Source organism: Bosea sp. RAC05, from assembly GCF_001713455.1.
GTDB lineage: Bacteria > Pseudomonadota > Alphaproteobacteria > Rhizobiales > Beijerinckiaceae > Allobosea.
In genome coordinates, this window is the sequence record NZ_CP016463.1 from 54,472 (window position 1) to 67,959 (window position 13,488).

The window sequence follows — 13,488 nt, forward strand, 5'->3', positions numbered from 1 at the left end:
ATACCAGCAATCCTGCGCGCTGCCTTTGATCCTTGCCGGACGTGCCCGTAGGCTCCGCGGCATCACGAATCGCAGGGGCACACGCCCCTTCCCTTCATCGCCAGACTGAACGCATGGGCGCACCCCGTGCGCGGAGCCGTTTTTGCCCATGTTCCTCGCCAACCTCATTCATCTTGCCCGTAAGGCCGCCCTCGGCATCAAGGCACACCTCACCTTCCACCGCACGACCCGCGAGCTGACTGGTCTGAGCGACCATACGCTTCGCGACATCGGTATCAGCCGCATCGACATCCAGTCGATCGCCCGAGCAGCCGCCCTGAAAGCCACACGGCCATCGCCGGCCGCGGCCGCTTCGCGACAGATCGCATCGGCGCACGATCTCTCCGGCGGCGCCAAGCCTGCCACTCTCCTGGCGCTGAACGACGACGCTCCCCGCCAGATGGCGAGCTGAGGCTCACAACGGCCCGGATTGGCGCTCATCGAGCGCCACCTGGTATCCCTTTCGCTTTTTCCGGGCGAGCCAGGTCTCCAGAGAGCACTGGGCTTGAGCCGCGCCCGGAAACAAATCGAGACGCCTGCGACAGCTTGAGCCCAGGCGGCCCCATTCGCGCACCAGCGCGACATCGTCGTCGAAGAGCGTCGGCTCGACACTCAAAACGTAGAACCGTTTCATGTTGATCGCCGGATCTCGGCGCTCCAGAACGACCAACAACTGCACTTGAGAACATGACTGGGACATGCGCGATCCTGGTCCGCGCGTCGCATCTGGGTCCAACGCATTTCGTGAATCACGAAGTCGCTTTTGATTCACGCTGCAAATGGGTCGCGTAGGCTGATGTCGAACCTGCGCGCTATCGTGGATCTGCGAATTGAGTCGTGGATCGGAGCGATCCTGCACCCATTAGCGGTTATGACTTGCGGCAGCCTGCGCTACCGTTCCCGTGAACTAACCCGAGGAGGATCGCGATGGCTTGGCCCAAGAGAATGCTCGATGGCATCGTCCGTCAGTGGTCGCTCGATACCCTCTATGACCGTCGCGAGCGTTTCATCGAGAACTTCGAGGACCGGACGAGAGGCACTCCACCTGGGCAACAGTGGCTGATGGGCTATGTCATCCCGCCATTCCAGCGCCCGATCGTCTGGGACGAGGAGCGGTGTGTCCGTCTGGTCGAGTCGGCGATCCTCGGGCTCGGTATCGGGTCCTGGGTCTACAACGTCACGGACGACCTGCCGGGCTGCAAGAATGGCGAGATGCACCTTTGGCTGCTCGACGGTCAGCAGCGGCTCCACGCCTTCGATCGCTACTTCGACGATGCCTTTCCCGTGTTCGGATCGCGTTGGTCAGAGACACCGCGGCGCGACCAGGTCAGGTTGCTCAACAACACCATGTTCCCAGCGATCGAGACGCGTCATTCCGATGAGCGCATCCTGCGCGAGATCTATGACCGGATGAACTTCGGCGGGGTCGCACACACTGCCGACCAGCGCGCGGTTCCCGACGATGAGGAGCCTTTGGCGACGATGGGCCTCGGGCGCTAACCCACCCCGTCAGTGGCCGATCGCGTTTGTGCTATGCGTCCACGCGCGGTTGGATAGGCTCAATCAGATTCACGGAGCCTTGCCTTCCTATGTCCCAGCCGACCGCCGAGCGCCGCGCCCTGCGCATGCATCCCAAACTGCTTTGGGATGTCATCACCAAGCAGGCGGGGACCATCGAGAAGGCTATCCTCGAAGGCGTGATGAATTCCGTCGACGCAGGAGCGACAAAGGTCGAAGTGACCTTGACAGAGGATAGATTTACCCTCAAGGATGATGGCAAGGGATTTGTCGGTAGAGACGAGATCGAGAATTTCTTCGAAACTTTCGGCCACCCACATGAAGAAGGCGATGCAACATATGGCCGCTTCCGCATGGGAAGGGGGCAGATGATGGCATTCGGCCGCAACTTGTGGTTGAGCAATACCTTCCGCATGCTTGTCGATATTAAGCCACAGGAGGGCAATTTCTCTGCGGCGGGCGGCGGTCTTCTGTATGAACTCCAGACCTTGGATGAGAGCCATCCCGGCTGTGAGATCACCGTCGACCTGTATGAGAAGCTCCTGCCGAGTCAGCTCAACACCTGCATCCGCGAGCTCGGCGAGTACGTTCGCTACACCCAGATCCCGGTGCTTCTGAACGGGAAGCAGATCAACGTCCTGCCGTCCGAATACCAGAAGTGGACGCATGACACGCCCGAGGCTTATATGGAGCTGAAGGACGTCAATCACCTGACCGTCTATAATCTCGGCGTCCTCGTCGCCCGCATCCCCAGCTACAGCTATGGCGGAGTCGGCGGCATCATCGTGTCGAAGAAGCCGCTGACCGTTAACTTCGCAAGAAATCAAGTCCTGAGTTCTTGCCCTACCATGAAGAAGATCTCGGAAACGCTCCGCAGTGTCGCTGGAATTCAGCGCAAGTCCAAGGCGCGGCTGACCGACGCCGATCGGGAGGCCATGGCCGAGGAGCTGGTCGCCGGGCAGCTCGATCTGACCAGCATGGTCGAGGCGAAGCTCATCACCGATGTGATGGGCAATCATGTGCCCGTGAAGCGCCTGGTGGAGCTGCACGGCTACAACAATCGGGTCTCCTACTCCCCGATAGGCGAGCGCAAGGCGGAGCGTGTTCACAACACCACCGCGATGTTCGTGGTTGGAACGCCCACGCTCGACCGCTTCGGCGTCAAGAACACGGAAGACCTCTACGCGAAGATCTCGAAGGCGATGGCCGCGAAGTCTGGCTACAACCCCAAAGCGGACACCTATCACCAGGCGCGCTACGGAACGCCAGAATATGACGCGATCCGCTTCGTTGCGTCCCAGGGTTCGATCTCTCACCGCGATCCGTCCGAGTTCGCGAAGTACATGTCGGACGACTATGAGACCGTCGACGACAAGAAGCTCTCGAAGTTCGAGAAGGTCGCGCTTCAGGCCCTCCAGTCCGCTGCCCATGCCATGTACGTCTCGCTCTCGCAGCAGGTCGGGTTCGCCGACTCCATTCCGATCGATTTCAGCAAGAACCGCTGGCAGGGACGCCGGATCCGCATCGGGGAATCGGACGCAGCCAATGGCTGGACCGACGGCAGCGAGAATATCTGGATCAATAAAAACCTTGTTCCGTTAGTAAAAGAAGGTTATTCCGGGTGGGCAAGGCTCGCGGGACTTATATTGCACGAGTATATGCACGGTGAGCCCGATACGAAATCTCACGTTCATGATGAAGGATTCTATCGATTAGTCCATGATCTTGCTCTTAGCACGCCGGTTCTTGGTGTCGCGATCAAGGAAATCGAGGCCTCTCTTTTCCGTCAGGCCAAGGCGAACAAGGGCATGCTCACCGACCATCAGGCCAAGAAAGCCGATCGCATCGAGACGATCAGGCGCAAGGGCATCCCGATCGAAATGCCTGGCCATGAGCCGGTCGACGAGCCGGACTTGGCCCTCGCCCCTTCGATGTAAACGAGAACGGCGCCCATCGGGCGCCGTTTCTGCATTCGGGCCATGGCCCCGATAGGTGATCCCAACTGATACCAGATGGTATCATATCATATCGCAATCTCTCGGTGCCGTGGGTGCGAACGTCGGCTCGGGTGTCGTGTCGCGATCGAGCGCCTCCAGAGCCTCGAAAGCCCTCTGGGTGTTCGCCCAGAGCTCGTCCATCTCTTGGTCGGTCGGCTTGGGACGGCGCTGGCCGGGGCCGCCGGCCCGGATCCCGACAGCCATCAGAGTCGTCCGGATCGCTGTCAGCTCGGCCTTGAGAGCGTCGAGAGGTGGGTTTGGTCCTGGTTCCATGGCTTTGCCCTCATGAAGGTGGCGGACCCGCCCTCCCCTTCAGAAGCTTGGGCAGGCCAGATCCTCGTCGATCAGTTCGTCTTCGTCTCGTCGTCCTGCGAGCTCAGCGACTTCTCCCGCGTCTCTGCGAGCGTCACCAGCTCCGACAGAAAGCCCTTCACCTGCTCGGGGCCTGCCGCGTCCAGCGTGCGCTGGAACTCGATCTCGTTGCGATCCGACGTCGAGATCGGCGTCGAGGATGGCTTGGATGCGGTCATGGTCTGCTCCTTCGCGCTTTGCCATGTCAGCCATGGCCTCGTCATAGCTCACGTTCAGCTCGCCGACCTTGCGGCCGGCAAGATGGTCCCAGGCAGCCTTCTCTTCATACCACAGCACCGCCTGCAGTGTCGTCGCATCGAGATCGAGCCCGTTGCCGTGCAAGATCTCCAGAGCCCTGGTCACCACGCTCCGGATCCACCGCCTCTCGCCCCCGCTTCCGGGAGCATCGACACTGGACCCCAGCGATTTGACAATCGACTCCGCAGCCCCTGGCCAATCGAGCTCGGATTTGAGCTTGGACAGGGAAGGATTGTCATATCCTGCCCGAGCTAACGCCCGCCTATTCCGTTCCCAACAATTCGCCAGATCACGACAGAGATTGAGCAGGTCCTCGTCAACCAGGTCGGGGATGTCGGAGCCCGCGATGCGGAAGCCCTCCTCGGCCATAACGGCAGCCATGGGGTTCGCGTCCAGGCTTCGTGAGAGGCGCTCCTTCTGAACGTCGCTGACCGATGCTTTCATCAGCCGGCCCGTGTAGCGCCCGAAGGTTCTCGTGAACCACATGTCGAAGGTGGGGACGTCTTTTGCACCCAAGAGGCTGGCTAGAAATGCCCCACCGATTTTCGGGCCGAAGACCATCGAGCCGTAGACGGTTTCATCCGCCAGTTCGACACCGGAAATCCGCATGCCGTTGTTGGCGCCGGCGGCGCGCAGCTCGGACATCTTGAACTTGCTCAGGAAGAACGCCCGCAGGCGATCGAGATCTCCGTCGACCACGTCGAGGAGCTGGTTGAACCGACCCAGGTTGTTGAAGATCGACAGCCCCTTGGCGCCGTAGCCCTTGGGGATGAACCGACCATGGGCAAGGAACCCGCGGTACTGCTCGATGGCATACCGCATGTTCTCCTGGACGGTGTTGTTCTGGCTCGTGATGGCCATGGCGCTGAACAGGACGGTGCGGGCCTGCTCGCTCGTGCGAATGGCGCAGTGGCCCAGCGCCGCGGCCGCTCCGTCATTGATCAGTTCGGGGTGCAGGATGCCTGCGAGCAACTCGGCGCGGCGCAAAGCGTCCGAGTACCAGGTCAGGGCGTTCTTGGTCCCCTGCCGCATCACAGCGTGATACGTCTCGAAGGCCATCATGCGGGCGATGCGCTCGTCCGTGACGGGATCAGGCCCGGCAATGGCCTGGCCTCCCAGATCGGCAAGCGAGCGCTTCAGCAGGAAGCGCGAGACGTCGCTGTTGGTTTGCAGTCCGCGAACGGGGCGCGCGTCGTCGCCAACCCAACGGCCGATGTTGACCCTTGGCATCGGGGGCAGACGAAGAGAAACCCGGCGACGGGGCCGCCGGGTCTCGGTTTCATTCAATCTCGAATCGTCGTTCATGCCAGGCCCGGTCACGTCATCCACAGGATGAACCTGTCACGAACCCAAGAAAGGAACGCGCATCAATCCTGAAGCGACAGGAAGCGCTTGGTCTGGATCCCGCGCAGACGCTCCATCCGCTTCAGGTCCGCTTCCGTCAGCCGGATGGCGGAGTGAGCCCACAGATCGGTCACGTCATAGAGCTCCTGGATGGTCAGGGGCGTGACACGGCGCCGAACGTCGTTGATCGAGCAGCGGAAGAAGTGGTCACGCGCACTCGCCTTGCGCACCAGATCGCGCACATAGTCCATGCTGGTACCGGGATCGACGAGTTCGTCGACGAGGCCCATGTCATGCAGCTGCTCGGCGGTGAAGATGTCGCCCTTGAGCATCATGTTGTAGGCCAGCGCACCGTTCAGGTGCCGCGACAGCAGGCTGAAGGCGCCCATGCCAGGGAACAGGCCGAAGATGGCCTCGGGCAGTCCGAGCTTGGTCCCGCGCTCGGCGATCAGAAGATTGCACGAGCGCGCCGACTCCAGTCCGCCGCCCAGCGCATCGCCAGCAACGACGGAGATCGTCACGCAGGGCATGTCGAGGCTCGTCCACATCGCGTGAATGAGGTCGCAGCTGCGGCGGGCATAGGCGCGCAGGCCCTCGACGTCGTTGCGCCGGATCTTGTCGGAAAGCACCTCGAGGTTGCCACCGAGGTTGAAGACGCCCTTCCGGGCGCTCGACAGGACGAGAAACTTCAGCGGCTCCGCACCGGTGTGCTGACCGAACGCCTTGGCGACGTCGATGATCTCCTGCATCTCGCCGATCATCTGCGGCGTGAAGCTCGGGAGCCCGGTGCCGATCATCGAGCACCAGAGGGTGCCTGTCTCGGGGTCGTAATGGGCGGCCATGTCGACGAAATCGCGGGTCACGCCGGCAATCGCCGACGCGAAGTCCTGACCGATCTCCTGGTCCAGAACCGAGGGCATGATCACGCCGGCGTCTGCGATGATCGCGGCGCTCTTTTCCAACACGTCCATCATGGCCCCCTGATTTTTGTCGACCGTCAGACCTTGCGCAAAGAAAGGATCACGCGAATCTGTCCAGATACAATCCTTCAAGGCTCCATGGTTCGCAAGTTCGCTTAAGTGCCTATCCTGACATTTTTGTGCGCTGCGATGTTTGTGTCACCGTTGTCGTATTCCAGCCCGGCCCTTACCGTTCGAGCGAGCCGAACTGGCTGACGAGGACAAGATGGCGAAACGCCCAGCCGCAATGAAATTCACGGTTACCCCGCTCGATTCGGCGGGGAGGCCCGATGCGGGCGCATTCCATCACCTCGACATCGAGGGGGACGTTCCAGAAGTCTCTGTGGGAGACACGGAGCTGGCCGTTTCAGCGACCGCCACCGTCGTCGAGCCGGTCGGAGGGGCGACATATCCTGTCCGGATTACGCGCATCCGGTACGACGGGCAGCTCTTCAGGCCAGTGACACCCACGGCCAAAGAAGCCCCCGGCTCTCTGTTGCCAAATCGGCTTCTCTCGCGTCTCCAGCAGTCCGGGATGTGGGCGGTGACGTCAGGTCGGAAATTGCTGCCGCCAGGCGAGCGCCGGCCGGATATGGCGTTGGCCGCTCGGGTCGAAGGCATGATGAAGGAGACTCTTCAGCGAGACTTCTTCAAGAGCGACGGAGTCCTCTACGAGCGAGCCGGGCCGCCCTTCGTGTCGGTCAAGCATCCGATCTACCCCGCCCACAACCAGGGCGGACCGCGCATGGGCCATTCGATCCTGAGCCTCGAGGACGGCTCGGAAACAGAGCCCGGCCACTACGCTTTCTCCCTGACGCGCGGCGACGACGCGCTGAAATTCGCTCAGGAATTCGCCAACATCGATAAACACGACCAGCGCCTGCTCGACCTCAAGTTGACCAGGCTGACGGTCGATCGTTTTGAGGGCGATGACCTTCTGATCAACGAGAAGGGCATCAACGCAGCCGCGGCGCTGCGCATGATGCTCAATACGATGAAGGAGGTCGCCGACCGGATGCCGGCTGGGGAGATCGGACGGATCGTCGAGATGTGTCGGCTGCGCGATTTGGCCTTGGCGGGTGACGAGGACGCGGCAGGCGTCCTGATCCGCCAGATGCGGCAGATGAGTGATGAAGACTTCCTGGTCCCCGACATCACCGACACGCGCATTCGGCGCATGAACAAGGCCGTCACGATCGGGGTCGCGGCGCTAACGATGTCTCGGTCCGTCGGCGCTCCTGCCGCGACCGCGGGGTTCCGGCCATGACGACAATGACGTTCGATGTTCGCGTGCCCTACGCTGTGCATGGCATCCCGAAGCGCTCGCGCAATTCCCAGGTCTACATGCTGGAGGAGATCATCCAGGTCGACATCCCCATTGTCGATTTCGGTGAGGCGACCACGGCAGTCCATGCCGTCGTCAAAAACAGCCATGGCGAAGATCACCTCCTCCGCTACCAGTGGAGGGACGAGTTCTACGAGCTTGTCGGCGCCAATTCGTATCGCCGTGGGCTCTCGATCAAGAACATCGACCAGGCCAGGCACGACTTCATGGACAGGGCGGGCGCGCTCTCGGAGCTTCGCATCAGCTATAGCGAGCCGCTTTGGTCGGGTGACAATGTCGGGCCGATCAGGGATTTCCTGCCGCTCGATCTCACAGCGGTGACAGCCGATTTCCGTGAGGCATCGATCGAGCGTGCTCGCGAGATCTTCGGAGGCATGGCGTTTATCGGAGGCGGTCTCTGTCGCAAGTCCGAGATGCCGATCATGTCGCTGGAGGTCTGGCGCACGGATGGCGGCAGGCTATCGGCCTTTCAGAGCCATCACGGAGAAAGGTCTTTCAGGTTCGGGCTTGATCGCGTGCAGGACGCCAGGCGTATCGCCACCGAATTCGGGATCAAGATTGAAGGCAAGGTGGACTTCCACTTCGTGACCTCGCCTGCGCAGCATCTGCTCGACAGATCGAAGGAAGCGGTTCCGTCGACGCTGGCCGGCATTCGCCTGATGCTGAGCACGATCGAGGAGGTGTTCGCCGACCTCACTGGTGACGGCATGGCGACCTATGCCCGCCTGCTCAATCTGGCTGATCGATTGCGCCGCGATGACCAGTCGGCCGTCCACACAGCTCTCGATCAGCTTGATCAGGTCGTGGAGAGCCGGTTCGACATGCCGTCCATGCCCGAGCGTATCTATGCCCGGGTTTGCCGCGCGAACGCCCTCACCCGAGCTTGCGTGACCTCTGCGCGCGATTTCGAGAGATGTCCGCCCGCTCCCGAGCCCGACCAGGATGAGAGCCTGTCCGCGTTGGGGCTGTAAGGGCTATCCGTCATTGGAGGTTGATCCAGGGACGGGTTACGGGAGCTTCAGCCGCTTACGCGGCTTTGGCGACCGCGGTTCCGAGACGACGCACGGGCTGATGCCCCACGTTGGCGTCTCCAGGCGGTTTAGCCCGCCCGTGCGCGACGAGCGCGCGATTGAGGATATTCAGCGCCGCGTTGTGGTCCCGGTCGAGCACAGTCCCGCAGGAGCAGCGATGCACCCGCATGGAGAGCTTCTTCTCGACCGTCACGCCGCAGGAGGAGCACTCCTGCGAGGTGCCACGCGGATCGACCTTCACCACCAGCCCACCGGCTCTTTCAGCCTTGTAGGTCAGCAGTTGGATCAGACGCCCTGGCGCCGCATCGAGCAGCGACCGGTTGAGCCCGACTTTCTGCCGGACGTTCTTGCCAGGAGCTTCGACCGTCCCAGCGGCCGACCTGGTCATGTTCCTGAGCTTCAGGTCCTCCACCGCGATGAAGGCGTAGCGCCTCGTCAGCTCGGCCGAGACTTGGTGGAGGTGAGTGTTGCGGGCCGCTTTCACTCGGAGCTGCAGCAGCGCAAGGCGGGCACGAACCTTTCGCCTGCGCTTGGATCCGCGCTTGCAGCGGGCGAGCGCCCGAGCCGCGACGCGAAGCTCCCGCTCACGTCGGCTGCGCGGCCTGGCGTTCTGGAAGTGCTCGCCGGCAGACGTCGTGGCGAGATGCGCCACGCCGACATCGATGCCCACGGCTGCCGCAGGAGCATCATGGCCCGCCACGACCGCTACATCGACGGCCATGGTGATCCACCAGTGCCGGCCACGGCGAGTGAAGGTGCATGACTTAATCGACGATCCTTCCTGGACCGGCCGGTGCAGGTTGAGCTTCAGTCCTCCGACGATCGGGCTGAACAGCAGCCTCCCCTCGCGCAGACGGATCCCCTTGAACTCGACAAAGCCGAAGCTGCTCCACCGCGACAGAGGCTTGAACCTGGGAAATCCTGGGCTCTGGCCGCGCTTCACTCGCGAGAAGAAGCCAGCCATGGCGTCGTCGAGCCTCGCGAGCGACCAGCGCGACAATGCCACGGGCATGGAGGCGTAGCCTTCGTCGAAGCTGCGGATTTGCGTCAGAGACTTGTTCTGATCGATCTTCGAGATCGACTTTCCAGCCTTGCGCCACGCTTCGATGCGCTCCTGCAGCGCCGCGTTGTAGAGCAGACGCTGCGCCTCCAGCAGCCGATCCAACGCCGCATATTGCGCCTTGGTCGGCTTGAGCTTGTAGCGGTAGGTCAGCAGCATCGGAGAGAGGACGTTCCTGTAACGTTCGCCTCAAACCTTGCCCGGGTTTGGGCGCCCGTCAACCTCGAATGACGAAGAACCGCTGTAAGTCGACATCGGGCTCCTCGTCGCGCCACCGCCAAAGTGCTTGCACGACGAGGAGCCCGGCCCGAGCATGAACCGATCGTCGAATCCTTCGTCGCAATCATCTGTCTTCGAGGCCTCGCTATGAACACCGCATCCCAGGACGCAGGCCCGTCCGTGATCGATCTCGACGCCTTCACGAGCGAGGAGATGGAGATCGTCCTGGGCTGCCTGCTTCATACGCTGCACGAGATCGACGACGTGACGATGTCCGGACTGGGCGATCGTCCCGACATCCTGCTCAAAGAGATCGACGCGGCGATCAATGGTGCGCCAGCCAGCAGCTTCGTATCCAAGATCCCAGAGCGCGATCGCAAACCAATCTGGGCCAGTATGTGGGCCGCCATCGCCGATATCCACGCTCCGCAAGATCAGCTGGCCGAAGCCGACTGGGCCCGGCTGGAAGCGTGGTTCTCGCAGCTCGAAGTCGCACTGGGCCATGCCGAGCCTACAGCCAGCGCCGCGCCCGCGGTCTAGGGCGGGGACTCCATCATGAAGCCATCGCTGCTTGCCCTGATCGCTGGAAGTCTGCTGGCCACTCCGGTGGCTGCCGAGATGCCGCCCCTGGAAGCGTATCGGCAGCTGCTGATGCCGTGCCTGCAGCGGGCCAAAGCGTGCAAGCTGTCTTCGCTGACTCAGTCGGACCGTGATTATCTGGCCTATGAGCTGAAGGGCACCAAGCTCTCCGCCCGCGACGTCGACCTGGTCGCAACCTCAAGGATGAGCCAGTTTCGCTATGGGCCGGTTCCCCTTGCTGGAGCAGCAACAGGGGATCTGCCGGCCCGGCTGCGCAAGGCGACCGTCATGGTTCTGGCCAGGAACGCCAGGGGCGTCGCCGAGGGCTCTGGCTTTTGGATCGGCCGCAACCTGGTGGTCACCAACAGGCACGTCGTCGAGAGTGCTACCGGCGGCATCATGATCCTGAGCACCGAATCCAACCTGCCCCTCGTCGGCAGCATCGCAGCAATCACACCGGGATCCACGCCAGGAGATCCAGACCTCGCTGCGATCTGGGTCAGCGATACAGCGGGCGTCGAGGTGCTCAAGTTCGCCCCGCCGGCGGCGTCCGGCGCCATGGTCGCCTCCGGGTTTCCAGGTAATGCGATCGGGCCAGAAGGCTTCTGGCGCCGGGCCCAGGTCGGAGACTTCACCATCCCCTCCCTTACCCTGACGTCGGGCCAGGGCGCCTCGATCGAGCTGTCGCAATCGGGGACAGAGCTGATCCGGCATGCGGCCGCGGTGTTCAAGGGCAACTCGGGCGGTCCGCTGGTCGACGCCTGCGGCGGTGTTGTTGGCGTGAACACCTTCCTGCGGGGGCAGCAGTCCTATGCACTGTCGTCGCGCGCCATCATCGCGTTTCTCGACAAGGCAGGCCTTCCCTATAGCGTAGAGAAGGAAGCCTGCGAGACCAAGCCGGCCGTCGTCAGGGCCACCACGCCAGGCGGTCTGCTAGAGTAACGCCGGCCGGTCGCCAGCCGCACAGCCCGATTAATGATCACACCCACCCTTGCTCTGACGCCGCGGCGATATAGCCTGCCCGGATCGCGCCCTGGCGTGCAGGACGCGGCATCAGGGAGGGGCAGATGAGGACTTCGTTGGCCTGGACAGCGCGCGGCGCGATCACAGCAGTCGCCATCCTGTTGAGCTATGCAGCCGGCGGAGTGGCCATGGCCCAGTCCGGAAAGATCACGGTCGTCGATGCCCAGTGCCGAGCCCAAAAGGTTTCTCAATGCATGGCTGCCCTGGATAAGGAAAAATGTTGGTTTGGCGGCGGCGTAACGAGGGGGGCCACGGAATTCGGTATCACACCGGAAACTTGTACAGGCTCGCCCCCGAACACCCCTTGGCGATCAAAGGAAGAAATCTGCACGATCCGGGTCGATGCGCAGCCGGCCGCCGAGTGCATGCGCATGATGGATTTCGACAAGCTCATCGCCACCCAGGCGGAGACCAACACGATCCTGCGCTCGGACATGAGGCTGCTTTTGAACGGCTTCTGCAAAACCTACTCGCCGAAACCGGAAGCCTGCGACACGGCGTTGCCGCTTCCTAAATGACAATGCCCTGCGCACCCGACAGGCGGCGCAGGGCAAGTTGCTGACGGCAGGTGAGTTCAATCTTCGGGATAGTGCCTCAGGACCGCTTTGCCGCGGCGATCAAGCGTCTTCCACTTCTGCTTGAAGCTGATCGACTCGATCCCGCCGAACATGGTCGCATTGGCGTGAACCTCGGCGAGCGCCGTCAGCAGCAGAGCCACCGCCTGCGGCCGCTGGGCGAAGGCGGCAACGCCGTCGTCCTTGAGGAGGTGGGCATCCATGTCCATGCCGATCAGGTCGGCGACGCGCGGATCCCCGCCCAGGCTGAGCCAAGTGTCCTTGGAGACCTGGGCGTGGTTGGGGAAGTGACGCTTCCCGTCCTCGCCGATGACGAGACAGAACGGCTTCCCGCAGTCGTGGTAGACCTGATAGGTCGCCATCAGCTCATCGCAGAGCAGGCGCTGCTTCAGGCGCGGATCGGTGATCCACTCAGGAAGCCTCCAGCTGAACTGGAGGGGGTTTCCCTCACGGATGTGGCCGATCAGGTCCTTGTAGTAGTCGCGGACCATGATGCCGTGGTCGAGGACCGACAGGCCGGGCATCTGCTCGCAGGACTTCATCTTCTCCACGAGGGAGACACTGGTGATGGTGGTCATGGTGGTGCTCTCCTCAGGCGACCTGGAAACGCTTGGTGATGTGCCGGGCTTCTGCGCGCGTGCTGGGGCCGATGCCGATCGCCGTGACGATGGGCTGGCCTGTGAAGTGCGGGGGCAGAATGTGATCTCGATCGATGATCAAGGCGTGCGGAATACCGGCCTCTTCGCACTCGCGCTGAGCACGGAGGATGGCGGCTTCGTTCTTGGCCTTGAGGGTGACCTTGGATCCACCGACACCGTCGCGCCTGTAGCGAAGGGCGAGGTCGGGATCTTGGTCAAAGGCGTTCCACAGAGCGTCTGTGTACGCGTGGCCGGCCTGGGATGACATTTTCCCGGCGGGCATATCGAGATCGGCGCGGATCAGCGCGTAGAGATAGAGCTTGTCATCCGCCTGTTCGGCGGTGCGGTCGACCCGCGGTAGGTCAATGCGAGATGTTCATGGTCGTCGTCCTCTGTGGCCCCGGGATTGGGGTTTTGGCGAGTGGTAGGGGGATCGAACCCCTGGCCGCCGAGTTCATTAGGCTCGTCGCTCTAACCGCTGAGCTAACCACTCATGCTTCAAGCTAGGCGGCGAATCGGATGGATTCAATCCCTGATCCATCCAATCCACCG

Annotated in this window: 14 protein-coding genes and 1 tRNA gene; 8 read left to right on the plus strand and 7 right to left on the minus strand. The window is 62.3% G+C overall.

From position 1 onward, the window contains the following. The first annotated feature begins 148 nt into the window (after nucleotides 1-148). On the plus strand, nucleotides 149-451 hold the full coding sequence (locus BSY19_RS00305; RefSeq protein ID WP_069052318.1) for a DUF1127 domain-containing protein: 303 nt from the start codon (nucleotides 149-151) through the stop codon (nucleotides 449-451). A gap of 3 nt (nucleotides 452-454) precedes the next feature. Here BSY19_RS00305 and BSY19_RS00310 read toward each other — a convergent pair whose 3' ends face one another. Beyond that, nucleotides 455-673 carry a zinc finger domain-containing protein gene (locus tag BSY19_RS00310; RefSeq protein WP_236840352.1) on the minus strand — a complete coding sequence of 73 codons (219 nt, stop codon included), beginning with the start codon at nucleotides 671-673 and terminating at the stop codon, nucleotides 455-457. Nucleotides 674-984: 311 nt separating this feature from the next. On the opposite strand from BSY19_RS00310, the gene BSY19_RS00315 reads away from it, so the two are divergent. After that, the gene (locus BSY19_RS00315) at nucleotides 985-1,539 is read left to right on the plus strand and encodes a DUF262 domain-containing protein (protein WP_069052320.1); all 555 of its coding nucleotides are present in this window, start codon (nucleotides 985-987) and stop codon (nucleotides 1,537-1,539) included. Between the two features lie 89 nt (nucleotides 1,540-1,628). Beyond that, complete coding sequence (locus BSY19_RS00320; RefSeq protein ID WP_069052321.1) at nucleotides 1,629-3,494, plus strand: ATP-binding protein; 1,866 nt, start codon at nucleotides 1,629-1,631, stop codon at nucleotides 3,492-3,494. A 372-nt stretch (nucleotides 3,495-3,866) separates the two neighbouring features. Here BSY19_RS00320 and BSY19_RS00330 read toward each other — a convergent pair whose 3' ends face one another. Beyond that, nucleotides 3,867-5,468, minus strand: a complete 1,602-nt coding sequence (locus tag BSY19_RS00330; protein ID WP_069052323.1) for a hypothetical protein — start codon at nucleotides 5,466-5,468, stop codon at nucleotides 3,867-3,869. Between the two features lie 62 nt (nucleotides 5,469-5,530). Further along, nucleotides 5,531-6,481 carry a crotonase/enoyl-CoA hydratase family protein gene (locus tag BSY19_RS00335; protein ID WP_083247289.1) on the minus strand — a complete coding sequence of 317 codons (951 nt, stop codon included), beginning with the start codon at nucleotides 6,479-6,481 and terminating at the stop codon, nucleotides 5,531-5,533. A gap of 211 nt (nucleotides 6,482-6,692) precedes the next feature. On the opposite strand from BSY19_RS00335, the gene BSY19_RS27230 reads away from it, so the two are divergent. Then, entirely contained in the window at nucleotides 6,693-7,733 is a 1,041-nt protein-coding gene (locus BSY19_RS27230; protein WP_150129321.1) for a hypothetical protein, read from the plus strand. Then, nucleotides 7,730-8,782, plus strand: coding sequence for a hypothetical protein (locus BSY19_RS00345; RefSeq protein WP_150129322.1), 1,053 nt, complete (start codon nucleotides 7,730-7,732; stop codon nucleotides 8,780-8,782). Before BSY19_RS27230 ends, BSY19_RS00345 begins: the two co-directional genes overlap by 4 nt. A gap of 55 nt (nucleotides 8,783-8,837) precedes the next feature. Here the strand turns inward: BSY19_RS00345 and BSY19_RS00350 are convergent, their stop codons facing one another. Next, nucleotides 8,838-10,061 (minus strand): RNA-guided endonuclease InsQ/TnpB family protein, encoded by a 1,224-nt coding sequence (locus BSY19_RS00350; RefSeq protein WP_069052326.1) that lies wholly within the window; start codon nucleotides 10,059-10,061, stop codon nucleotides 8,838-8,840. A gap of 240 nt (nucleotides 10,062-10,301) precedes the next feature. Here BSY19_RS00350 and BSY19_RS00355 point away from each other — a divergent pair, with 240 nt between their 5' ends. The 3 genes from BSY19_RS00355 to BSY19_RS27235 all read left to right on the plus strand — a co-directional run bounded on the left by BSY19_RS00355 (nucleotide 10,302) and on the right by BSY19_RS27235 (nucleotide 12,241). Continuing rightward, nucleotides 10,302-10,661: a hypothetical protein gene (locus BSY19_RS00355; protein WP_150129323.1), complete on the plus strand. Its 360-nt coding sequence runs from the start codon at nucleotides 10,302-10,304 to the stop codon at nucleotides 10,659-10,661. 15 nt (nucleotides 10,662-10,676) lie between these two features. Then, complete coding sequence (locus BSY19_RS00360) at nucleotides 10,677-11,642, plus strand: S1 family peptidase (protein ID WP_069052328.1); 966 nt, start codon at nucleotides 10,677-10,679, stop codon at nucleotides 11,640-11,642. 125 nt (nucleotides 11,643-11,767) lie between these two features. After that, nucleotides 11,768-12,241, plus strand: coding sequence for a hypothetical protein (locus tag BSY19_RS27235; protein WP_150129324.1), 474 nt, complete (start codon nucleotides 11,768-11,770; stop codon nucleotides 12,239-12,241). A gap of 56 nt (nucleotides 12,242-12,297) precedes the next feature. On the opposite strand, the gene BSY19_RS26800 is transcribed toward BSY19_RS27235, so the two are convergent. The 3 genes from BSY19_RS26800 to BSY19_RS00375 all read right to left on the minus strand — a co-directional run bounded on the left by BSY19_RS26800 (nucleotide 12,298) and on the right by BSY19_RS00375 (nucleotide 13,429). Continuing rightward, nucleotides 12,298-12,876, minus strand: coding sequence for a hypothetical protein (locus tag BSY19_RS26800; protein ID WP_236840353.1), 579 nt, complete (start codon nucleotides 12,874-12,876; stop codon nucleotides 12,298-12,300). A 13-nt stretch (nucleotides 12,877-12,889) separates the two neighbouring features. Further along, a complete protein-coding gene (locus BSY19_RS00370; protein WP_069052329.1) occupies nucleotides 12,890-13,219 on the minus strand; it encodes an aminoacyl-tRNA hydrolase in 330 nt (109 codons plus the stop codon). Between the two features lie 132 nt (nucleotides 13,220-13,351). Continuing rightward, nucleotides 13,352-13,429, minus strand: a tRNA-Ile gene (locus BSY19_RS00375). Nucleotides 13,430-13,488: the final 59 nt, after the last annotated feature.

Coding starts and splice junctions, on each gene's coding strand:
- BSY19_RS00305 (WP_069052318.1), top strand. CDS start 149: ATGTTCCTCGCCAACCTCATTCATCTTGCCCGTAAGGCCGCCCTCGGC.
- BSY19_RS00310 (WP_236840352.1), bottom strand. CDS start 673: ATGAAACGGTTCTACGTTTTGAGTGTCGAGCCGACGCTCTTCGACGAC.
- BSY19_RS00315 (WP_069052320.1), top strand. CDS start 985: ATGCTCGATGGCATCGTCCGTCAGTGGTCGCTCGATACCCTCTATGAC.
- BSY19_RS00320 (WP_069052321.1), top strand. CDS start 1,629: ATGTCCCAGCCGACCGCCGAGCGCCGCGCCCTGCGCATGCATCCCAAA.
- BSY19_RS00330 (WP_069052323.1), bottom strand. CDS start 5,468: ATGAACGACGATTCGAGATTGAATGAAACCGAGACCCGGCGGCCCCGT.
- BSY19_RS00335 (WP_083247289.1), bottom strand. CDS start 6,481: ATGATGGACGTGTTGGAAAAGAGCGCCGCGATCATCGCAGACGCCGGC.
- BSY19_RS27230 (WP_150129321.1), top strand. CDS start 6,693: ATGGCGAAACGCCCAGCCGCAATGAAATTCACGGTTACCCCGCTCGAT.
- BSY19_RS00345 (WP_150129322.1), top strand. CDS start 7,730: ATGACGACAATGACGTTCGATGTTCGCGTGCCCTACGCTGTGCATGGC.
- BSY19_RS00350 (WP_069052326.1), bottom strand. CDS start 10,061: ATGCTGCTGACCTACCGCTACAAGCTCAAGCCGACCAAGGCGCAATAT.
- BSY19_RS00360 (WP_069052328.1), top strand. CDS start 10,677: ATGAAGCCATCGCTGCTTGCCCTGATCGCTGGAAGTCTGCTGGCCACT.
- BSY19_RS27235 (WP_150129324.1), top strand. CDS start 11,768: ATGAGGACTTCGTTGGCCTGGACAGCGCGCGGCGCGATCACAGCAGTC.
- BSY19_RS26800 (WP_236840353.1), bottom strand. CDS start 12,876: ATGACCACCATCACCAGTGTCTCCCTCGTGGAGAAGATGAAGTCCTGC.
- BSY19_RS00370 (WP_069052329.1), bottom strand. CDS start 13,219: ATGCCCGCCGGGAAAATGTCATCCCAGGCCGGCCACGCGTACACAGAC.